Genomic DNA, 21476 nt, shown 5'->3' with positions numbered 1-21476 from the left:
CTCATGAGGAGCCGCGCGCGAGGCCCCGCGCGTCCCGGGCGCGATCCACCGGACAGGCGGGCCCTACGCCCGGGAGAGGCCGCCCGGCTCGCGGCGGCCTATTCGCCCGGTCCCGCCGCTCTCGGCGGCCGTGGTGGTGCGCCGCATCCGGCGGCGCTCACGGCGCAGTTGGCGCGCGGTGCTGCTCGGCACCGACACCACGCCGTTGCGCTGGTTCCACACCTGGCGGGTGACCCATACGTCGAGCACCGCCCAGGTCGCCACCACCGTGCTCGCCACGCTGCTCAGGACCATCGGAAAGGCGAGCCAGGAGTCGGCCAGCGTGCTGAGGAACGCGATCACGGCCTGGACCAGGGTGACCGCGACGATCAGCACCGCACGCACCGCGGCGGTCCTGATCGGGTCGGGCAGTCGCGGCCGGACCGCGGGCTCCTCCACCCACAGCGGCGCCGGCTCGTCGACGCCCGCCCGTCCGCCCTTCGCACTCATGCCTTCAGTGCCCATGGATACTCATCTCCCCACCCCCGGCGCCTCGGATGCGTACCAACCGCGCGCGGGTCCGAACATCCCCGTAACAACCCCCGCACAGAAGGACGAACGGAACTCCCGGAAGATTCCCCGGATTTGCCTGGAACACATAATTCCAGCCATCTGGGCCGGTGGGCGAAGTGCGGCCGGGACGGGCGTCTTCGGCCACACCGGGTGGGCCATTACACGGAATAGCTGGACAACCCGTGATCAACTCCGGTGAGGGCGGCCGAAAATCGTCCGGACGTGCCTTCGAGTTGTCTGTGTGGCAGTAGTAGGCTCGCGCCGTTTGTTGACGGTTGATCTGGGGGAGGCCATGCGCTTTCGCGGGAAGTCCATCCGCAGGAAGATCGTGGCGTTGCTGCTGGTGCCGCTCGTCTCCCTCACCGCCCTGTGGGGATTCACCACCTACATCACCGGCCGCGAGGCCAACGAGCTGCTGAACGTCTCGTACATCGTGGACAAGGTCGGCTCCCCGATGGAGGACACGGTCCAGGTCATCCAGCAGGAGCGCCGGCAGACGATGGTCTACCTGGCGGACCAGCGCGCCTCGGACGCGCTCGCCGCGCTGCAGAGCCGCCGCCGGGACACCGACGCGGCCGTGGAGAAGATCCGTTCCGCCGCCAACGACTCCCAGGTGCGCGGCGATCTGCGCTCGGCGGCCAAGGCGCGGCTGAAGAACGTGATCGAGGAGTTCGACGGCATCGGCGCGCTGCGCCAGTCCGTCGACCGGGGGACCGTCAACCGCGCCCAGGCGCTGGAGGCATACAGCGCCGTCATCGACCCCTGCTACACCTTCCTGACCAATCTCCACGCGCTGGAGAACGTGGACATGGACAAGCAGGGCCGCGCCGTGGTGGGCCTGGCCCGGGCGCGCGAGATGGTGGCGCGCGAGGACGCGCTGGTCGCCTCCTCGCTGGTCGCCCCGCCCCAGTTCACCTGGAACGAACTGCGCCAGGTGGTCAACCTGGTGGCCAACCGCACCCTGCTGTACGAGATAAGCCTGGAGAACCTGCCCGCGGGCGAGGGCGAGATCTTCGCGCGGCTGTGGCACGACGCCGGCGCCGAACAGCTGGTCGCCGCCGAGCAGAGCATCATCACCGCGGGCCCCACCAAGAACCCGCGCGTCGACCTGGCCCGCTGGCAGTCGATCGCCACCCCGATGCTCAGCCGGCTCACCAAGGCCGTCTCGGACGCCGACGACCGCTACCGCGACCGCGTCCACCCGGTCGCCTTCAACGTCCTGATCAAGGCGGGCGTCGCGGGTGTCCTCGGCTTCCTCGCACTGGTCTTCTCGCTCTTCCTCTCCGTGCGCATCGGCCGTGAGCTGGTCCGCGACCTCACCCGGCTCCGCAAGGAGGCGCACGAGGTGTCCGGGGTGCGCCTGCCGAGCGTGATGCGCCGTCTGGCCGCCGGGGAACAGGTCGACGTCGAGACCGAGGCACCGCGCCACGACTACGAGAAGGACGAGGTCGGGCAGGTCGGCCAGGCCCTCAACACCCTTCAGCGCGCCGCCGTCGAAGCCGCCGTCAAACAGGCCGACATGCGGCGCGGGGTCGCCGAGGTCTTCGTCAACCTCGCCCGCCGCAACCAGGTCCTGCTCCACCGCCAGCTCACGCTCCTGGACACCATGGAGCGCCGCACCGAGGACACCGACGAGCTCGCCGACCTGTTCCGGCTCGACCACCTGACCACCCGCATGCGCCGCCACGCCGAGGGCCTGGTGATCCTCTCCGGCGCCGCCCCCTCCCGCCAGTGGCGCAAGCCGGTCCAGCTGATGGACGTGGTGCGGGCGGCGGTCGCCGAGGTCGAGGACTACGAGCGCATCGAGGTCCGCAGGCTGCCCCGGCTCGGCGTGGGCGGCCCGGCCGTCGCCGACCTGACCCACCTGGTGGCCGAACTCCTGGAGAACGCCACGGTGTTCTCGCCGCCGCACACCGCGGTCCAGGTGCACGGCGAGCGGGTCGCCAACGGCTTCACCCTGGAGATCCACGACCGGGGCCTCGGCATGGCCCCCGAAGCGCTCCTCGACGCCAATCTGCGGCTCGCCGAGACCCCCGAGTTCGAGCTCTCCGACACCGACCGGCTCGGCCTGTTCGTGGTCAGCCGGCTCGCCCAGCGCCAGAACGTGCGCGTATCGCTCCAGCAGTCCCCGTACGGCGGCACCACGGCGGTCGTCTTCATCCCGGCGGCCCTGCTCACCGACGCGCCCGACACCAACGGCACCGGCTTCCGCCTCGACCGCAAGGCGGCCCAGGGCGACGGCTCCGGGCGCCGCGAGCGGGACGGCGGACCCCGTGCGCTCTCCCCGCTCCCGGCGGGCGTCCCCGACCGCGCGGTGCTCGACGGACCGGTCGAACTGGAGGCCCCCGTCGACCCGTCGGAGATCGGCGCCCCGGCCGGTTTCGCCGTCGACGAGCGCTCCGACGGGCGCGACGACGTCCGTACCGGTCTGTCGGGCGGCCCGCGCCGGTTCCCGGCCGACGCCGTCCACCGGCCGCACGAGCCGCACCAGCGGTACGAGCAGCACCAGCAGAGCGCCGACGAGAGCGCCGCGCCCCCGGCCCGCCCCGGCGGCCCGGTCCCGCTGCCGCGCCGCCGTCCGTCCGCGCCGACCCTGGTCAGCGACCACGGACGCCGGGTCGACGACCAGGACGGCCGGGCCCACCCGGCCCCGGCGGCGGAGCCCGTACGCCCGACCGGCCTGGTGCCGGGGCACAACCGTGCGGACGCACTGCGGGCCAGCGGCCTCGTCCCGGCGCCGGCACCCGGGCCGCTGCGTCGCCCGGCCCCCGACCCGGCCGCGAGCGCGGACGGCGGCCTCCAGAACGCCCTGCCCCGGCGGGTGCGGCAGGCCAGCCTGGCACCCCAGCTGAAAGAGAACACCGCCGCTCCCGCGGCCCGGCCCGGGCAGAGCGCCCCGGGTGCTCCACCGCAGCCCGAGCGCGATGCGGAACAAGTGCGCAACCGTATGGCGTCGATGCAGCGCGGCTGGCAGCGCGGGCGTCGACAGAACGCGTTGACCGGCGCGGAGACCACAGCCGAGCGGCCCGAGACGGCCCACGGCGACTCAGTACGACGCAACACACCGGAGGGGGACGGTCGATGACCGCACCGAAGTCCGCAGCACACGACGTCATGGGGAAGGGCGCCGGGGAGCTCAACTGGCTGCTCGACGAGTTGGTCGACCGGGTCGGCTCCATCCGCAAGGCGCTCGTGCTCTCCAGCGACGGCCTGCCCACCGGCACCTCGCGGGATCTGACGCGCGAGGACGGCGAGCACCTGGCGGCCGTCGCCTCCGGATTCCACAGCCTGGCCAAGGGAGTCGGCCGCCACTTCGAGGTGGGCTCGGTCCGCCAGACGGTCGTGGAGCTCGACGAGGCGTTCCTCTTCGTCACGGCGGCGGGCGACGGCAGCTGTCTGGCGGTCCTCTCCGACGCCGACTCCGACGTCGGCCAGGTGGCGTACGAGATGACCCTGATGGTCAAGCGCGTAGGGGTCCACCTCACCACGGCACCACGGACCGGCCTGCCCACCGCCGGGTGAGCGGGACGGCATGAGCGAAGCAGACCAGCGGGGTGCGGACCCGCAGCAGCCCGACCGGCTGCCCCAGCAGTCGCCGCCCGCGCCGCACCACTGGTTCGACGACGACGCCGGACCGGTGGTGCGTCCGTACGCGATGACCCGCGGCCGGACCAGCAGCGCCGGGCAGCACCGCCTCGACCTGATCGCGGTGGTGGTGCCCGAACCGGCCGCCGACGATCCCCGGCGCGACCACTCGCTGTCGCCCGAGCACGTCGAGATCGTCGACCGCTGCGTCGGCACCCCGCAGTCCATCGCCGAGCTCGCCGCCGGACTCGACCTCCCCGTGGGGGTCGTACGCGTCCTGGTCGGCGATCTCGTCCAGGACCAGCTGGTGCACGTCTCCCGACCCGTCCCGCCGGCCGAGCTGCCGGACGAGTCCCTTCTCCGCGAGGTGATCAATGGCCTTCGGGCGCTCTAGCCGCAGAAAGCGGCCCGTCGATCCGGTGACGCTCAAGATCCTGGTGGCGGGCGGCTTCGGCGTCGGAAAGACGACTCTGGTGGGCGCGGTCAGCGAGATCCGGCCGTTGCGCACCGAGGAGCGGCTCAGCGAGGCCGGGCGGCCCGTCGACGACGTCGCGGGCGTGGAGGCCAAGAGCACCACGACCGTGGCGATGGACTTCGGGCGCATCACGCTCCGCGAGGACCTGGTCCTCTACCTCTTCGGCACGCCCGGCCAGGACCGCTTCTGGTTCCTCTGGGACGAGCTGGCGCAGGGCGCGCTGGGTGCCGTCGTGCTCGCGGACACCCGGCGCCTGGAGGACAGCTTCGCCGCGATCGACTACTTCGAGCGGCGGCAGCTGCCGTTCACGGTCGCCGTCAACTGTTTCGACGACGCGGATCGTTACCCCGCCGACGCGGTCCGCTCCGCGCTCGACCTCGACCCCGACGTCCCGCTGATGATGACGGACGCGCGCGACCGCGAGGCCGTCAAGGACGTCCTGGTCGCGGTCGTCGAGCACGCGATGGTCCACTCGGAGCGCCGGCGCCGGCCGGTCCCGATCTGATGCGCGCCCTTGTCGGTCGAGACACGGCCCGTACCCCCACCGACTGGGGTACGGGCCGTGCGCCTTGGGGGAGCGGCCGCTCCGCTCGGGGCAGCGGCTAGCGCGCGTCCTCCTCGTGCCAGCCGAGGCTGCGCTCCACCGCCTTGCGCCAGTTGCCGTACTCGCGCTCGCGCAGCTGCGGATCCAGCGCGGGCACCCACTGGACGTCCTGCTGCCAGTGCGCCTTGAGCTCGTCGAGGTCCGACCAGACGCCGGTGGCGAGCCCGGCCGCGTAGGCGGCGCCGAGGCAGGTCGTCTCGGACACCTTCGGGCGGATCACCGGTACGCCGAGGACATCCGCCTGATGCTGCATCAGCAGCCGGTTGACCGTCATGCCGCCGTCGACCTTGAGCGTGGTGATGCGCACCCCGGAGTCCTGGTACATCGCGTCCACCACCTCGCGCGTCTGCCAGCTCGTCGCCTCCAGGACCGCGCGGGCCAGATGCGCCTTGGTGACATAGCGGGTCAGGCCCGTGATGACACCGCGCGCGTCGGAGCGCCAATAGGGCGCGTACAGGCCGGAGAAGGCGGGCACGATGTACGCGCCGCCGTTGTCGTCGACGCTCGCCGCCAGGGTCTCGATCTCGGCCGCGCTGCGGATGATGCCGAGCTGGTCCCGGAACCACTGGACCAGGGCTCCGGTGATCGCGATCGAGCCTTCGAGGCAGTAGACCGGGGCCTGTTCGCCGATCTTGTAGCCGACCGTGGTGATGAGCCCGTTCTTGGAGGGTACGGGCCGGTTGCCGGTGTTGAGCAGCAGGAAACTACCGGTTCCGTAGGTGTTCTTGGCCGTGCCGGTGTCGTAGCAGGCCTGCCCGAAGACCGCCGCCTGCTGGTCGCCGAGCGCGGACGCCACCGGCACCCCGGCGAGTTGTCCGACGGCGCTTCCGTACACCTCGGCCGACGACCTGATCTGCGGAAGCATGACCTCCGGCACGTTCATCGCCGCCAGGATCGAGGCGTCCCACCGCAGGGTTTCCAGGTCCATCAGCATGGTCCGGGAGGCGTTGGTGACGTCGGTGACGTGCACCCCGCCGTCCGTGCCGCCGGTCAGGTTCCAGATCAGCCAGGAGTCGATGGTGCCGAACGCGATCTCGCCGCGCTCGGCGCGGGCCCGCAGACCGGGTACGTTGTCGAGCAGCCAGGCCGCCTTGGGGCCGGAGAAGTAGCTGGCCAGCGGCAGTCCGGTGGTGTCGCGGAAGCGGTCCTGGCCGTCCGTGCCGCCCAGTTGGGCGCAGAGCGCGGAGGTCCGGGTGTCCTGCCAGACGATCGCGTTGTGCACCGGCTTGCCGGTGGCCCGGTCCCACAGCACGGTCGTCTCGCGCTGGTTGGTGATGCCGAGCGCGCTGAGCTGCTGCGCCCGCATCCCGGCCTTGGCGAGCGCGCCCGCCACGACCGCCTGCACCTTGGACCAGATCTCGGTGGCGTCGTGCTCGACCCAGCCGGGCCTGGGAAAGATCTGGCGGTGCTCGCGCTGGTCGACCGCGACGATCGCGCCCCCCTGGTCGAAGATGATGCAGCGGCTGGAAGTGGTGCCCTGGTCGATCGCTGCGACGAACTTGTCCGTCATGGCTGACTCCTGGATCGATGGCCGCATCAGCAGCCGTCACCGAGAACGATGTCCACGTTGCGCATGGCTGCTCCTATGCCCTCGCCCGGGGCAGGACCCCGGTCCGCCGTGCAGGGTGCGTGCTCTCCCATGGCTACGAAGCCGGGGGCGGGGTACGCGGCCCCGCCCGGCATCCGTGACGAGCGTGCTCGTCTGGCGGAATCGCCCGTGGGGGAGTGGCCCGGCGGCCGCGCGCGGCGGCGCGACCGGGAGCCGCGGAGCGGCGATGCCGAGAGACAACGGGAAGTGTTCACCGACTGTGATGGAGCGTCAAGGTCGCCGACAGCAACGGGTGGTGGGGTACGCGACCGCAGGGCGCGGGCGGTCGCGGGATGAGCTCGGGCAGGGCCCGGCGGGCGGCCCGCTCCGCGAAGGCGACGGGCCCGCCCGCCCGCCCCCGCTCAGCGCACCGCGATCACCGACGAGCCGTGCCCGAACAGGCCCTGGTTGGCGGTGATCCCGGTCCGCGCCCCCTCGATCTGCCGCTCGCCCGCCGTGCCGCGCAGCTGCCGGGTGAGCTCGCAGACCTGGGCGATGGCCTGCGCGGGGACCGCCTCGCCAAACGATGCGAGCCCCCCGCTCGTGTTGACCGGAACGCGACCGCCGAGCGCGGTCGCGCCCTCGCGTACCAGCTTCGCGCCCTCACCGGCGCCGCACAGCCCGAGATCCTCGTACCACTCCAGCTCAAGGGCGGTCGACAGGTCGTACACCTCCGCCAGCGACAGGTCCTCGGGCCCGATGCCCGCCTCCTCGTAGGCGGCGCGCGCGATGGAGGCGCGGAAGGAGTACGGCGAGGGGTCCACCGCGACGGCCGAGTCGGTGGCGATGTCGGGCAGGTCGAGCACCGTGTTCGGGTAGCTGGGGGTGACCGTCGAGACCGCCCGGATCCGGACCGGATCGGCGATCCCGCGCCGGCGCGCGTACGCCATGTCGCACAGCACCAGCGCGGCCGCCCCGTCGGAGGTGGCGCAGATGTCGAGCAGCCGCAGCGGATCGGCCACCACGGCCGAGGCGGCGACGTCCTCGACAGTGACCGCCGTGCGGAAACGGGCGTACGGATTGAGCGCCCCCGCCGCCGCGTTCTTCACCTTGACCTGCGCGAAGTCGTCGAGCGTGTCCCCGTGCAGGGCCATGCGGCGGCGCGCGTAGAGGCCGAAGTAGGCCGGGTTGGTGGCGCCCAGGATCCGGAAGCGCTGCCAGTCCGGGTCGTCCGGCCGGTCGCCTCCGGCCGGGGCGAAGAAACCTTTGGGCGCGGCGTCCGCCCCCACGACCAGGACCACTTCGGCCAGCCCCGCGAGGATCTGGGCGCGGGCCGCGTTGATCGCCTGCGCCCCCGACGCGCAGGCCGCGTACACGCTCGTCACGCGCGCGCCCTGCCAGCCGAGCGCCCGCGCGAAGGTCGCCCCGGCGACATACCCGGGGTAGCCGCCGCGCACGGTGTCGGCGCCGACCACGGACTGGATGTCGCTCCAGTCGAGCCCGGCGTCGTCGAGCGCGGCCCGGGCGGCGACCGTCCCGTACTCGACGAAGGAGCGGCCCCACTTGCCCCAGGGGTGCATTCCGGCGCCGAGCACCGCGATGTCCCGCGCGCCGCTCATTCGGCCGCCTCCACGGGCCGCCAGTGCCAGGTGGTCCAGGTGGTGTCGGCGTCCTCGTCGAGCACGCCCGGCACCACCTCGACCTCCATCCCCACCGCGAGATCGGCGGGGGTGACGCCGGGCACGGCCTGCCCGAGGACGACCATGCGCTCGGCCGCCAGTTCCACGGCGACCAGGGTGTACGGCTGCCAGACCGCCTCGGGGTCGGACGCATAGGGCGCGGGCGGCCGGTAGCGGCCGTCGGTGTACGACCAGACGCGTCCGCGCGGCGAGAGCGGCACCTCGGTCAGCTCGCCGCAGGAACAGGCGGGGTTGCGGCACAGGACGTGCTCGGGCGGGAAGAACACCGAGGCGCAGGCGGAGCACCGGGTGCCGAGCAACCGGAACTCCTGCTCCCGCGCCCCGTCCCGCGTCTCGGTGAACCAGCCCGCCACCACGGGTGTGCGCGTGCGCGTCAAGGCCCCTCCCGGCGCTCGTATCTGACGGAACGTCAGAAGTGTGGCACGGACGGCCGCGCTCCGGCAGGGGTCGTCGTTCAGTGGCCTCTTTCGGTGACGTCGCTCAACGGCTCACGCGGTGGCTCGCTCGGCGGCTCGCTCAGTGGTGTCCGGCCACCGAGCGCCATGCCACGGGGAAGTCGAAGTAGGTGTCCGGGAACGGCTCCGGCTGGAAGGTGAAGTGCCACCACTCCTGGGGAATGCCCACGAATCCCTGGGCCTGGAGCGCGCCCTTGAGGAACTGGCGGTTGGCTCGCTGGATGCCCTGGATGCGCGGGTCGTCGGTGTGCGAGAGGGTGTCGAAGCAGTCGAAGCCGGTGCCCATGTCGACCGAGTTGTCCGGGAAGCGCTCGCCCTTCGGCGCGAAGCACGGCGCGAGCGGCTGGCCGGGGCGGTACGGCAGCGTCGGCCACGCGGGCAGCTTGACGACCGTGACGTCCACGGAACTGCCCCGACTGTGCCCGGACTTGGCCGCGATGTACCCGTCGTCGAACAGTCGCGACTTGTCGACAAGGGGATAGAACTCGGCCTTCATTCTGTGGTCGTCGAGATCCTTCGCCCAGGCGACGAACTGGTCGACGGCGCGCTGCGGCCGGTAGCAGTCGTACATCTTCAGGGAGTAGCCCTCGGTGAGCAGCTTCAGCTGCGCCCGGTGCAGCGCCTGTGCCGCCGCGCGGGTCAGGATGCAGACGGGCTGGCGGTAGCCGTTGATCGGCTCGCCCACGAAGTTGTGCGGGGTGATGTACCGCAACTCCTGGATGATCGTCGGGTCGACGGTGGACAGCGCCACGAACTCGGCGGGCGCCTTGGGTGCGGATGCCGCGTGCGAGAGCGGGGCCGGAACGGTCACGGCGAGCAGGGCGACGGCAGCGGCGACCAGGCCGCGCACGGTCGTACGAAGTGTCATGCGCACACCATTCAGTAGTCAACAGGAGGGAGGAAAGGTGGTGTTGGGGCAATGCGATCAATGGCCGAAGAGCGTCGGTGACGGTTCGCGCGCGAGGCCGTCCGTTAGAGTCCGCGCGTGACCGGGACCTCGAAACAGCCTGTCAGGGACTCGCACTGCGCCGCGTGCGGATCGCCGTATCCCGTGCTGTCCGCGGCCTGGCCCCGCACCTGCACGGCCTGCGGCGACACCGCGTACCGCAATCCGCTGCCGGTCGCCCTGGCCCTGCAACCCGTGACGGACGCGCGCGGTACGGGACTTGTCGTCATCACGCGCGCGACAGCGCCCCATGTCGGCGAGCTCGCCCTGCCCGGCGGCTTCGTGGACGACGGCGAGCTGTGGCAGGACGCGGTCGTGCGCGAGCTCCGCGAAGAGACCGGAATCGAGGCGTCCGCCGCCGACGTCCGCCTCGCCGACGCGCTCAGTTCCCCGCACCACGTACTCCTCTTCGGCCTGCTGCCGGTACGGGACGCGGCCGGTCTCCCGCCCGACGCGCCGACCGACGAGACCTACGGCCGCCGGGTGCTGCACGAGCCCGTGGAGCTCGCCTTCCCGCTGCACACCCAGGCCGTACGGGACTGGTTCGCGGGCCGCCACCCGCTCAGCGCGTACGACCGCGCACCCGCACCGCATAGCCAAGATCCCGGGTGACGCCGCCGCCGGTGATCCGCTCCACCACCACCCGGTCGCCCGCCGCCCGGGTGGTGAAACGCTCCACCACCGGCTGCGCCCAGCCGTCGCCCGCGTCCCCTACGACGGTGCCGCCGCCGCTCCGGCCCACCGCCGGGGCCCAGACCTCCAGCTCCACCGCACCGCCCTCGCCCCGCACGGGGATCACCGAACCCGCCCGGGCCAGCACCGGGATACGCGACAGCGGCGCGTCGAGGAGGACCTGGCCGGGGCCTTCATGGGCCTCTTCGGTCGCCGTGTCGTACCAGCGGCCACGTGGCAGCCGTACCGCCCGCCGGTCCGTGCCGCGCTCGAACACCGGCGCCACCAGTAGCGCGTCCCCCAGCAGAAACGCGTCCTCGCAGTCCCGCAGCGCCCGGTCGCCCGGCGTGCCCCACCACACCGGGCGGGCGTAGGGCGCCCCGGTCAGCCGGGCCAGCTGCGCCAGCGTCACGAAGTACGGATGCAGCCTCTCCCGTTCGGCGAGCGCCACGCGCGCGTGCTCCAGGACCTGCGGACCGAACTCCCACGGCTCCCGGCGCCCCGCCGAGATCGCCGAGTGCGTACGGAAGAACGGCAGCCGGGCCGCCAGCTGGAACCAGCGCAGATACAGCTCGGGCGACGGGCTCCCGGTGAACCCGCCCACGTCCGGTCCCGAGTACGGCACCCCGCACAGCCCGAGTCCGATCACGAGTGAGAGCGAGGCCCGCAGCCCCGGCCAGCCCGTCGTCACATCGCCGGACCAGGTACCGCCGTAGCGCTGCATCCCGGCCCAGCCGGAGCGGCTGAACAAGAACGGCCGTTCGTCGGGGCGCAGTCCGCGCAGTCCCTCGTAGCCGGCCCGCGCCATGGTGAGGCCGTACACGTTGTGCGCCTCGCGGTGGTCGCCGCCCCGGCCCTCCAGGGCGTGCCGCGCCGAGCGGGGCAGGGTCGGGTCGCCGAAGGGCGCGAACGACGTCGGTTCGTTCATGTCGTGCCACACCCCGGCGAAGCCCTGGTCGAGCCGCTCCTGGTAGAGCCCGCCCCACCACTTGCGCGCACGGGGATCCGTGAAGTCGGGATACGCGCACTCGCCCGGCCACACCACCCCGCGCACCTCCTGACCGCGCGCGTCCTTCACGAAGGCCCCGGCCGCGAGGCCGCTCTCGTACACCGTGTTGCCCCGCTCCGCCTTCACCGCGGGGTCCACGATCGACACCAGCCGCACGCCGTCCTCGGCGAGGTCCTTGGCCAGGCGCGGAAGCTCAGGGAAGTTCTGGCGGTCGACGGTGAACACCTGGTGCGCGTCGTAGTGGTCGATGTCCAGATGGAGCGCGGAGAGCGGCAGGTCGCGCTCGCGGTACCCGGCCACGACCCGCCGGACCTCGGCCTCGCTGCCGAAGCCCCAGCGGGCGTGCTGCGGGCCGAGCGCCCAGGACGGCGGCAGCGCGGGCGCGCCCGTGAGCGCCGTCCAGCCCCGGAGCACGCGCGCGGGGGTGCCGACCACCACCCAGCAGCGCAGCGGCCCGCCCTCCATGCGCACCTCACCGGTGCCGAGCCGGTCGTGCCCGGAACCCGCCCCCTCCTCGCCCTCGCGCAACTGGACCCGGCCGTCCCAGGTGTTGTCGTAAAACGCCAGGTGGGTCCCGGCGTCGGCGACCACCAGCTGCACCGGCATGGTGATGTACAGCGGATCGTCACCGGGCGCGAAGCCGCCGCGCGGATCGGTGTTCCACAGCCGGTACGACCCGTCGCCCAGCCGGGGGCCGTCGGCGCGCCCGCCGAGCCCGAACACGCGCGCGTCCGGGGCGACTTCGAAGCGCTGCGACCAGCGCGCCGGCCCGCCCGCCACCGGCTCCCACCAGCGCGGCGGCAGCTCGCGGCGCAGCACGACCCCGCCCGGCGTACGGATCTCCACGGCCCCGTGCCGGGACACCACCACCATGACCCGCTCGGAGATCACCCGCCAGCCGCCGTCCTTGTCGGGCTCCAGGACCGCGCGGGCATCGGGCTCGGGCGGTGGTCCCGCCAGCGCGTACGAGGGCTCGGGTCCGGCGCCGTCCCAGCCCCAGAACACGGCCCCGCCCGCCGCCACCCGCACCTCCAGCTCGGCGCGCGCGAACCGCACCACCCCGCCGCCCGGCCGCGGCTCCGCGTCGCGGACCTGGCCGGGCACCCTGGCCCGCTCGGGACCGCGCGCGGGCAGCCCCTGGGCGTCCGCCCGGCGGCGCCGCAGCGCCGAGCGGACCGCCCGCCGTCCCTGCGCCGTGCCGACCGCCTTCACCGAGCGCACCAGGTCATTGCCGTCCATGCGGCTCACCTTGCCATTCGGCCGACGACCTGTGTGCTCCGTTCAACTTCCGTTCACCCGTGGTGGCGCCACATGGTCAGCCGCCGGACTATGGGTGGCACACCCTGGTGCGGAAGAGGATCACGTGGCATCGTCCCTGTGAGCCGCCGCATGCGCACACCCCTACGCGTGTGTGCGCGGCGCACGCACACGACGCGTACCAGCCCGGGAGCCGACCCATGACCTCACCAGCGAACGCCGCGCCGCAGCCCGAGCCCCTGTGGCAGCCGGGCCCCGACCGCATCGCCGGCGCGCGGATCACCGCCTTCCAGACCTGGGCGGCCGAGCGCTACGGCGCACCCGCCGAGGGCGGCTACGAGGCGCTGCACCGCTGGTCCGTCGCCGAACTCGACACCTTCTGGAAGGCCGTCGCCGACTGGTTCGACGTGCGCTTCTCGACCCCGTACGAGACGGTCCTCGCCGACCGCTCGATGCCCGGCGCCCAGTGGTTCCCCGGCGCGAGCCTCAACTACGCCGAACACGCCCTGCGCACCGCCGAGGACCCGGCCCGCGCCGATGACGCGGCCCTCCTGTACGTCGACGAGTCGCATGAACCGGTCGCCGTCAGCTGGGCGCGGCTGCGCCGCGAGGTCGGCTCGCTCGCCGCCGAACTGCGCGCCCTGGGCGTACGGCCCGGCGACCGCGTCAGCGGCTATCTGCCCAACATCCCGCAGGCCGTCACCGCGCTGCTCGCCACCGCCGCCGTCGGCGCCGTCTGGACCTCCTGCGCACCCGACTTCGGCGCGCGCAGCGTCCTGGACCGCTTCCAGCAGGTCGAACCGGTCGTCCTGTTCACCGTCGACGGCTATCGCTACGGCGGCAAGGAGCACGACCGCACCGACGTCGTCGCGGAACTGCGCCGCGAACTGCCCACCCTGCGCGCCGTCGTCCACATTCCGTTGCTCGGCACCGCTGCCCCCCAGGGAACTCTCGAATGGTCTTCGCTCACTGAGAGTGACAACGAGCCGGTCTTCGAGCAAGTTCCCTTCGACCACCCGCTCTGGGTTCTCTATTCCTCGGGCACCACGGGCCTGCCCAAGGCGATCGTCCAGTCCCAGGGCGGCATCCTCCTGGAGCACTTCAAGCAGCTCGGCCTCCACTGCGACCTCGGCCCCGAGGACCGGTTCTTCTGGTACACCTCGACCGGCTGGATGATGTGGAACTTCCTCGTCTCCGGCCTGCTCACCGGAACGACGGTCGTCCTGTACGACGGCAGCCCGGGCTACCCGGAGACCGGCGCCCAGTGGGGCATCGCGGAGCGGACCGGCGCCACGCTGTTCGGGACGTCGGCCGCCTATGTGATGGCCTGCCGCAAGGCCGGGGTGCACCCGGCCCGCGACTACGACCTCGCGCGCGTGAAGTGCGTCGCCACCACTGGCTCCCCGCTCCCGCCGGACGGCTTCCGCTGGCTCCACGACGAGGTCCGCGACGACCTGTGGATCGCCTCCGTGAGCGGCGGCACCGATGTGTGCTCCTGCTTCGCGGGCGCGGTGCCCACCCTGCCCGTGCACATCGGCGAGCTCCAGGCCGCCTGTCTGGGCACGGACCTCCAGGCCTGGGACCCCCAGGGCAAGCCGGTCGTCGGCGAGGTCGGCGAACTCGTCGTGGTGAACCCCATGCCCTCCATGCCGATCCGTTTCTGGAACGACCCGGACGGCAGCCGCTACCGCGACAGCTACTTCGAGATGTTCCCCGGCGTCTGGCGCCACGGCGACTGGATCACGATCACCGACCACGGCTCGGTGATCATCCACGGCCGCTCCGACTCCACGCTCAACCGCCAGGGCGTACGCATGGGTTCAGCCGACATCTACGAAGTCGTCGAACGCCTCCCCGAGATCCGTGAATCCCTGGTCATCGGCCTGGAGGAGCCGGAAGGCGGCTACTGGATGCCGCTCTTCGTCCACCTGGCCGAAGGGGCCGTACTGGACGACGCCCTGCGAACGAAGATCAAGCAGGCGATCCGGGAAGAGCTCTCGCCGCGCCATGTCCCGGACGAGATCATCGAGGCCCCGGGTGTCCCGCACACCCTGACCGGCAAGCGCATCGAGGTCCCGGTCAAGCGCCTGCTCCAGGGCACGCCGCTGGAGAAGGCGGTCAACCCCGGGTCGGTCGACAACCTCGACCTCCTCCGCTTCTACGAAGCGGTGGCCCGCAAGCGCGGCTGAGGCCCGCCCGCCGCCCGTACACGCCCCTCAGCCCCCGTAGGTGGCCTCGGACTCGCCCAGCGTGTCCGCGAAGTCCGAGGCCAGCAGCGCCGCTTCCGTCGTCTTCAGCTCGGCCGCCGTGATCCGGACGCCCGGTTGCGCATCGATGCGGAAGCGGGCCCCTGCGGCCACCCACCAGCCGCGTGAGCGCAGCCCGTTGACGACCGCGGACTCGTCCCGCACCGGCACCCACACGTTCATCCCGCTGGCCCCGTGCGCGGCGATCCCGCGCCGCCCGAGCTCGTCCACCAGAGCGCGGCGCCGCTGCGCATAGGTCTCACGCGCGCGTGCCACCAGTTCCTGGGCGATCCGGTCGGTCAGCAGGCCGAGCACCGTGCCCTGGAGCAGATGGCTGACCCACCCCGAGGTCAGCAGCAGCCGCCCGTCGTGCCGGGCCAGCGTCGCCGGATCGCACGCCGCGGCCGCCCATCGAAGGTCCGTCCCCAGGTACTTCGTCACGGTCCGCACATGCGCCCAGCGCGTCAGATGCCCACCGGCCGTCAGCGAGTGCAACGGCGCCCCCGCGATGTCCGCCGCGTGGTCGTTCTCGATCACGAGCACATCGGGCGCCTGTGCCAGGACCTCCACCAGATCGTCCCGGCGCCGCTCCGAGAAGCAGCCGCCGTACGGATTCTGCGCGCGGGGGCTGCACACGACGGCCCGGGCCCCCGCTCGCAGCGCCTCGCGCAGAGCGGCGGGCCGCATCCCCTCGTCGTCGACGGCGACCGGCACCGTACGCAGCCCCATCACCTGCACCAGGTCGAGCAGATGGTGATATCCGGGGTCCTCCATGGCCACCGCGTCCCCGGGGCGCAGCTCGGTGGTGAGCAGCCGCGCCACACAGTCGAGCGAGCCATGGGCGAACGTCACCGACTCGGCGGGCACCTCGTCGGCGCCCAGCCACTCCTGTACGCGCTGCTCAAGCAGCGGCAGCCGGGGCGTCGAGCGGTGCGAGCGGGCCCCCGCCGACATCCGTACCGGCGCGGGCAGTTCGGGCAGGAAGGCCGGGTCGGGGTGGCCGCCCGCCAGATCCCGCAGCCCCTCCGGCACCTTCGGCGGACGCCGCGAGGCGACCGAAGGCGCGGCGGCGACCACGGTCCCGCCCCGCCCCCGCGTGACGATCACCCCGCGCTGCCGCAGCTCCTTGTACGCGGTCGCGACCGTTCCCGGGCTCACCCCGAGGTCGTCGGCGAGCCGGCGAACCGGAGGGAGCGCGTCCCCCGGGGCCAACCCGCCGTCGGCGACGCCTCGTTCGACGGACGCGGCAATTCCCTTGGCTGATGTACCCGAGATCGCATATTGTTCTGCCACGTACTGAATTATGTATCAATACATAAATGACGTCAAGGGGGAGCAGTGACATTGCGCAGCCGACGTGCGGCCCTGTGGGAACGCGTACCGGGAGGCCGCGACGGCCGCCTGATGCTCTGGGTCGCGTTCGTCGACCGGACCGGCAGCGGTCTGTGGGCAGCTGTCTCGGTCCTGTACTTCACCTATGTGGCAGGGCTGTCCGTCGCCCAGGTCGGCACGCTGGTCGCGGCGGCCGGCGCCGTCGGCATCGCGGGCGCCCCCATCGGAGGTCGCCTCGCCGACCGCCTGCCCCTCTCCCGCGTACTGATCGTCTTCCAACTCCTGCGGGCCGTCGCCTCCGCCGCGCTGCTCACCACCGACAACTACGCACTCCTGCTGGTGTACTCGGCCGTCGGCAGCTTCGGCGACCGCTCCGCCAATGTGCTCACCAAGCTGTACGCGGCCCGCGTCGCCGGTCCCGACCGCGTCCGCTACCAGGCCGTCAGCCGCACCCTCGCCAACGCCGGCTGGGCGGTCGGCGGCCTCGCCGCCGCGGCCGCACTCGCCCTGGGCACCACCGCCGTGTACCAGTGGCTGCTCGCCGGAGACGCCCTCTCCTTCGTCGGCGCCGCGCTGATCACCGCGCGCTGCGCCGAACCGCCCGCGCCGTCCCGCACCGTCGCGAAGTCCGGCGATCCGGCGCCCCAGGCGCGACCCGCCGGACCGTGGCGGGACCGCACCTACCTCGCGTACGTGGCCACCGAGGCGATCCTCTTCATGGACGACGCCGTCTTCAAGGTCGGCCTGCCCCTGTGGACCGTGCACGCCACGGACGCGCCGCACGGTCTCGTACCGCTCCTGATGGTGCTCAACAACGTGATGGTGGTCGGCCTCCAGGTGCCCCTGGCCAGGTTCGCCGCGACCACCCGGGCGGCACACCGCCAGCTCTTCCCGCTCTCCGCCGTCTTCGCCGGGGCAGGCGTCGCCATGGCGGCGTCGACAGTCGGCGGAGCCGTGCCAGCGAGCGTCTTCCTCATCGTGGCCACGGCCGCCTTCACCCTGGCCGAGATCATCCACGCCACCATCTCGTGGGAACTCTCGATCGCCCTCGCCCCCGGCGACGCCCAGGGCACCTACCTCGGCGTGCACGGCCTGGCCCAGTCCGCGCAGCGCAGCCTCGGCCCCCTCGCCGTCACCGCCGCGATCGCCACCGGCCCGCTCGGCTGGACCGCCTTCGGCGCCGTCATCGCCGTGACCTGCGGAATTCAGCACCGCCTGGTGCGCGACCGGCTGCCCCGACCGGCGTTGTCAGTGCCCCCGGTTACGGTGAGTGAGTACTGATCGACAGCGCGCAGGGGGAAACATCATGGCGCACAAGCACAACTCCGGTAATTCCGGCGGCCCGACGACCTCGACCCGCTCCAGGACACCCCACGGCTCCCGCCCGCCCCGCACGGCCAGAGCCATGCGGCGGACGCTGCGCCGGGAGGCACCGAGCACCATCGGACTGCTCGCCGACGCATACGACTTCGCGGCGATGACCCGGTACCGGTCCTTCGCCTTCGACGACCACACCGCCTATCTCGACCAGGTCGAGGGCCTGCTCAGAGCCCGAGCCGCCCAGGGCCTGCACACCACGGTCGCCCTCTTCGACCCGGACGAGTTCACCGAGTTCTGCGCCCTGACCGGCCTCGACCTGGACAGCGCCGACAGCCGTACGCGCTTCACCGCCGAGATCGCGACCGGCGGCGCCCGCGTCCGCTACGAAGGCCAGCCGATCGCCCGCCTGGTCCCGGAGCTCATCAACAAAGCGGTCCGCCAGGCGACTTGGGACTACGCGACGCTGCTGCTCAGCGAGCTGGGGGAGTGCGCGCAGTGCGGGCAGGACATCGGCCGCTCCGCCTTCGAGCGGGCCTCGGCGCTCCTGACGAACCTGCTCCAGGCCGCCGGACCCGGCCTCCACCACCTGGTGTGCAGCGTTCAGGCCGAGCAGGAACAGCTCATCGCGGTGCTCCACGCGGAACACCGCGACGGCGGCCCGGCGCTGCTCGACGAGTCGGACGTCGCCGAGTTCGTCACCGTCCTCGCCGCGGGCATCGCACGGCACAGCCCAGGCGGCCTCGTCCTGCGGACGACCGCACCCGAAGCCCGCGACCGCGTCCACGGCTGGCGGCTCCACGAGGGCAGCCTGCTCCCGCTGACCGCCGGGGAGGTGTTCAGCGCCTACTGCACCGACGCCGACACCGGCGACCCGGTGTCACCCGAGCCGGGCGTGGACTACCGCCCGGGCTTCTCCTTCGACCAACCGGACACCCACCACTGACGGGACACCGGGGCGCGGGGGCGTGGTCGGGCAGGGCCCCGCCGTCCCGGTACACGAAAGGGGCTCCCCGCCGCACCAGCGACGGGAAGCCCCTCTCACCCGGACACCGCACTCAGGCGGCGGACCGGGTCACTCCCCGGACAGCACCGCCTGCGCCGCCACCCGGGCCTCCTCGGCCGTGTCGGCGGCACGCGCGGCGGCGGCCGCACGCTCGCACTGCGCCAGCGTGTACTTCGCCAGCGTCGCGCGCACGTAAGGAATGGACGCGGCACCCATCGACAGGCTGGTCACACCGAGACCGGTCAGCACACAGGCGAGCAGCGGATCGGAGGCGGCCTCACCACAGACACCACAGCTCTTGCCCTCGGCCTTGGCGGCCTCGGCGGACAGGGCGACCAGGTCGAGCAGCGCAGGCTGCCACGGGTCCTGGAGCCGCGACACCGCACCGACCTGCCGGTCGGCCGCGAAGGTGTACTGGGCCAGGTCATTGGTGCCCAGCGACAGGAACTCGACCTCCTGGAGAATCGAGCGCGCGCGCAGCGCGGCGGACGGAATCTCCACCATCGCGCCGAACTTCGCCCGCAGCCCGGCCTCCCGGCACGCGTCCGCGAACGCCTTCGCGTCCGTACGGTCGGCGACCATCGGCGCCATGACCTCCAGATACACCGGAAGTCCCTCGGCGGCCTTGGCCAGCGCGGTCAGCTGCGTACGCAGCACCTGCGGGTGGTCGAGCAGCGACCGCAGGCCGCGCACGCCCAGCGCCGGGTTCGGCTCGTCGGCCGGCGTCAGGAAGTCGAGCGGCTTGTCCGCGCCCGCGTCCAGCACCCGCACCACGACACGGCCCTCGGGGAACGCCTCCAGGACCTTGCGGTATGCCTCGATCTGCTTCTCCTCCGACGGCGCCTTCGCGGAGTCGTCGAGGAAGAGGAACTCGGTACGGAACAGACCGACGCCCTCGGCGCCAGCCTCCACCGCCGCCGGCACGTCGGCCGGACCGCCGACGTTGGCGAGCAGCGGCACCTTGTGCCCGTCCGAGGTGGCACCCGGCCCGGAAGAAGCGGCCAGCGCGGCCTTGCGCTCGACGGCGGCCCGTTCCAACTCGGCACGCTTCTCGTCGCTGGGGTCGACGAAGATCTCGCCGGTGCTGCCGTCGACGGCGACCAGCGTGCCCTCGGCGAGCTCACCGGCGCCCGGCAGGGCCACGATCGCGGGAACGCCGAGCGCCCGCGCCAGGATCGCGCTGTGGCTGGTCGGCCCGCCCTCCTCGGTCACGAACCCGAGCACCAGCGCGGGGTCGAGCAGCGCGGTGTCGGCGGGGGCGAGGTCGCGCGCGATCAGTACATACGGCTCGTCGCTGTCCGGAACGCCCGGCATCGGGACGCCCAGCAGGCGCGCCACGATGCGGTTCCGCACGTCGTCGAGGTCCGCCACACGCCCGGCCATGTACTCGCCGGCGCCCGCCAGGAGCTCGCGGTAGTGCGAGAACGCGTCGTAGATGCCCCGCTCGGCGGTGCTGCCGACGGCGATGCGCCGGTCGACGTCGGCGATCAGCTCGGGGTCCTGGGCGATCATCGCCTGGGCCTCAAGGACGGCCTGCGCCTCGCCGCCCGCCAGGTTCCCGCGCGCGTTCAGGTCGGCGGCCACAGCCTCGACGGCCTTGCGGGCACGCCCCTGTTCGCGCTCCGCCTCCTCCGCCGGGATCTGCTTGGCCGGCGGCTCCAGGACCGCCGTGCCCATGTGCCGGACCTGGCCGATGGCCACCCCGTGGCTCACGCCGACGCCTCGCAGCGTTGTCTCCATTTCACCCGTCTCCGATTGGCGCGGCGGTCTCTCCGCCGCGGTGGATGTCCGACGCGCCGCCCTCACGACGGCGCCGTCACTGCCTCCGGCTGAACTACTGCCAGGTGAAGAGGGCGTCGTCGGCCTTCACGTCGCCGTCCTCCACGAGGTCGGAGAGGGATTCGGCCGTGGCCTCCAGAGCCACGATCGGGCACACGGGGGACTTGCCGGCCTCTTCCACGGCGGCCGGGTTCCAGCGCACGACGGCCTGACCGCGCGTCACGGTGTCGCCCTTGTTGACGAGCAGCTCGAAGCCCTCGCCGTTGAGCTGAACGGTGTCGATACCGAGGTGCGTCAGCACACCGTGGCCCTCGCCGTCGACGACCACGAAGGCGTGCGGGTGCAGGGAGACGATGACACCGTCGACGGGGGATACCGCCTCGGAGGGCTCACGCACGGGGTCGATGGCGGTACCGGGGCCCACCATCGCGCCGGAGAAGACCGGATCGGGCACTGCCGCGAGTCCGATGGCACGTCCGGCGAGCGGGGACGTCACGGTGGTCATGGATGGCCTCCCAGGGGTGGGGCTTCTTCGTGTCGCCGCCACTACCTGCAGTGACACGGCGTACTGTTCAGAAGGGTAAGTCATAGGAAGTCCGGTTTCGCCTGGTGTGAACCCAGCCCGGGCTTCCCTCGGACGGAGACTACTGGACTAGACCGGTGCGGTAGTGGACTAGACCATAGACCCTGCGCCGATTTGCCCGGACCACGCCGGGGCCTGTAGTGTCCTAAGTCCCGCTCAGCCGCCTCACGTGAACTTCACGTGAATGCGGATCGGCGGGCAGGCTCCCCATCTTCTTGATCTTCATTGCTGAACCGATCTTGACCTGAGCGTCGTTTGCTGTGCCGGTACTGCCGTGCGTCGCAAATCGAAGTGGTCAGGGAGACGGAAAAGCACTGATAGAGTCGGAGCCGCCGGAAAGGGAAAGCGCGAAAGCGAAAACCCCGGAAAGCAAATCCCGCCGACACGGGAATCGGACACGAAAGAGTCTGATAGAGTCGGAAACGAAGGA

17 protein-coding genes are annotated in these 21476 nt (G+C 72.3%); 8 read left to right on the top strand and 9 right to left on the bottom strand.

Features of this window, described 5'->3' with window-relative positions:
• Positions 1-63 precede the first annotated feature (63 nt).
• Positions 64-504: a hypothetical protein gene (locus ACGFRG_RS35020; RefSeq protein ID WP_393270587.1), complete on the bottom strand. Its 441-nt coding sequence runs from the start codon at positions 502-504 to the stop codon at positions 64-66.
• Positions 505-844: 340 nt separating this feature from the next.
• On the opposite strand from ACGFRG_RS35020, the gene ACGFRG_RS35015 reads away from it, so the two are divergent.
• Genes ACGFRG_RS35015 through ACGFRG_RS35000 form a run of 4 tightly spaced genes read left to right on the top strand, consistent with a single transcriptional unit; the run spans position 845 to position 5117 of the window.
• Positions 845-3637, top strand: a complete 2793-nt coding sequence (locus ACGFRG_RS35015; RefSeq protein ID WP_361428349.1) for a nitrate- and nitrite sensing domain-containing protein — start codon at positions 845-847, stop codon at positions 3635-3637.
• Positions 3634-4074, top strand: a complete 441-nt coding sequence (locus tag ACGFRG_RS35010) for a roadblock/LC7 domain-containing protein (RefSeq protein ID WP_361428351.1) — start codon at positions 3634-3636, stop codon at positions 4072-4074. Before ACGFRG_RS35015 ends, ACGFRG_RS35010 begins: the two co-directional genes overlap by 4 nt.
• A gap of 10 nt (positions 4075-4084) precedes the next feature.
• Positions 4085-4531, top strand: coding sequence for a DUF742 domain-containing protein (locus ACGFRG_RS35005; protein ID WP_361428353.1), 447 nt, complete (start codon positions 4085-4087; stop codon positions 4529-4531).
• The gene (locus ACGFRG_RS35000; protein WP_361428355.1) at positions 4512-5117 is read left to right on the top strand and encodes an ATP/GTP-binding protein; all 606 of its coding nucleotides are present in this window, start codon (positions 4512-4514) and stop codon (positions 5115-5117) included. The genes ACGFRG_RS35005 and ACGFRG_RS35000 overlap by 20 nt, the downstream gene beginning before the upstream one ends.
• Positions 5118-5214: 97 nt before the next feature.
• Here the strand turns inward: ACGFRG_RS35000 and glpK are convergent, their stop codons facing one another.
• The 4 genes from glpK to ACGFRG_RS34980 all read right to left on the bottom strand — a co-directional run bounded on the left by glpK (position 5215) and on the right by ACGFRG_RS34980 (position 9767).
• Entirely contained in the window at positions 5215-6726 is a 1512-nt protein-coding gene (gene glpK / locus ACGFRG_RS34995; protein WP_361428357.1) for a glycerol kinase GlpK, read from the bottom strand.
• 440 nt (positions 6727-7166) lie between these two features.
• A complete protein-coding gene (locus ACGFRG_RS34990; protein WP_393270582.1) occupies positions 7167-8363 on the bottom strand; it encodes a lipid-transfer protein in 1197 nt (398 codons plus the stop codon).
• Positions 8360-8821, bottom strand: a complete 462-nt coding sequence (locus ACGFRG_RS34985) for a zinc ribbon domain-containing protein (RefSeq protein ID WP_361428361.1) — start codon at positions 8819-8821, stop codon at positions 8360-8362. Before ACGFRG_RS34985 ends, ACGFRG_RS34990 begins: the two co-directional genes overlap by 4 nt.
• A gap of 139 nt (positions 8822-8960) precedes the next feature.
• Entirely contained in the window at positions 8961-9767 is an 807-nt protein-coding gene (locus ACGFRG_RS34980) for a M15 family metallopeptidase (RefSeq protein WP_393270579.1), read from the bottom strand.
• A 117-nt stretch (positions 9768-9884) separates the two neighbouring features.
• Between ACGFRG_RS34980 and ACGFRG_RS34975 the strand changes: the two genes are divergently transcribed.
• Positions 9885-10457 carry an NUDIX domain-containing protein gene (locus ACGFRG_RS34975; RefSeq protein WP_393270576.1) on the top strand — a complete coding sequence of 191 codons (573 nt, stop codon included), beginning with the start codon at positions 9885-9887 and terminating at the stop codon, positions 10455-10457.
• Here ACGFRG_RS34975 and ACGFRG_RS34970 read toward each other — a convergent pair.
• A complete protein-coding gene (locus tag ACGFRG_RS34970) occupies positions 10408-12765 on the bottom strand; it encodes a TIM-barrel domain-containing protein (protein WP_393270573.1) in 2358 nt (785 codons plus the stop codon). The genes ACGFRG_RS34975 and ACGFRG_RS34970 overlap by 50 nt on opposite strands.
• 218 nt (positions 12766-12983) lie before the next feature.
• Here ACGFRG_RS34970 and ACGFRG_RS34965 point away from each other — a divergent pair, with 218 nt between their 5' ends.
• The gene (locus ACGFRG_RS34965) at positions 12984-14972 is read left to right on the top strand and encodes an acetoacetate--CoA ligase (protein WP_393270570.1); all 1989 of its coding nucleotides are present in this window, start codon (positions 12984-12986) and stop codon (positions 14970-14972) included.
• 27 nt (positions 14973-14999) lie between these two features.
• Here ACGFRG_RS34965 and ACGFRG_RS34960 read toward each other — a convergent pair whose 3' ends face one another.
• Entirely contained in the window at positions 15000-16322 is a 1323-nt protein-coding gene (locus ACGFRG_RS34960) for an aminotransferase class I/II-fold pyridoxal phosphate-dependent enzyme (RefSeq protein ID WP_393270567.1), read from the bottom strand.
• Between the two features lie 45 nt (positions 16323-16367).
• Here ACGFRG_RS34960 and ACGFRG_RS34955 point away from each other — a divergent pair, with 45 nt between their 5' ends.
• Positions 16368-17642 (top strand): MFS transporter, encoded by a 1275-nt coding sequence (locus ACGFRG_RS34955; protein ID WP_393270564.1) that lies wholly within the window; start codon positions 16368-16370, stop codon positions 17640-17642.
• Between the two features lie 25 nt (positions 17643-17667).
• Entirely contained in the window at positions 17668-18624 is a 957-nt protein-coding gene (locus ACGFRG_RS34950; RefSeq protein WP_393270561.1) for a hypothetical protein, read from the top strand.
• Between the two features lie 129 nt (positions 18625-18753).
• Here ACGFRG_RS34950 and ptsP read toward each other — a convergent pair whose 3' ends face one another.
• Both ptsP and ACGFRG_RS34940 read right to left on the bottom strand, forming a co-directional pair.
• Positions 18754-20424 carry a phosphoenolpyruvate--protein phosphotransferase gene (gene ptsP, locus ACGFRG_RS34945; RefSeq protein WP_393270558.1) on the bottom strand — a complete coding sequence of 557 codons (1671 nt, stop codon included), beginning with the start codon at positions 20422-20424 and terminating at the stop codon, positions 18754-18756.
• Between the two features lie 94 nt (positions 20425-20518).
• A complete protein-coding gene (locus ACGFRG_RS34940) occupies positions 20519-20968 on the bottom strand; it encodes a PTS glucose transporter subunit IIA (RefSeq protein ID WP_361428377.1) in 450 nt (149 codons plus the stop codon).
• Positions 20969-21476: the final 508 nt, after the last annotated feature.

Origin of the sequence: Streptomyces sp. NPDC048696 (assembly GCF_043198895.1) — a bacterium.
Taxonomy (GTDB): Bacteria; Actinomycetota; Actinomycetes; order Streptomycetales; family Streptomycetaceae; genus Streptomyces.
This window is presented reverse-complemented; position numbering and strand designations above follow the sequence as displayed.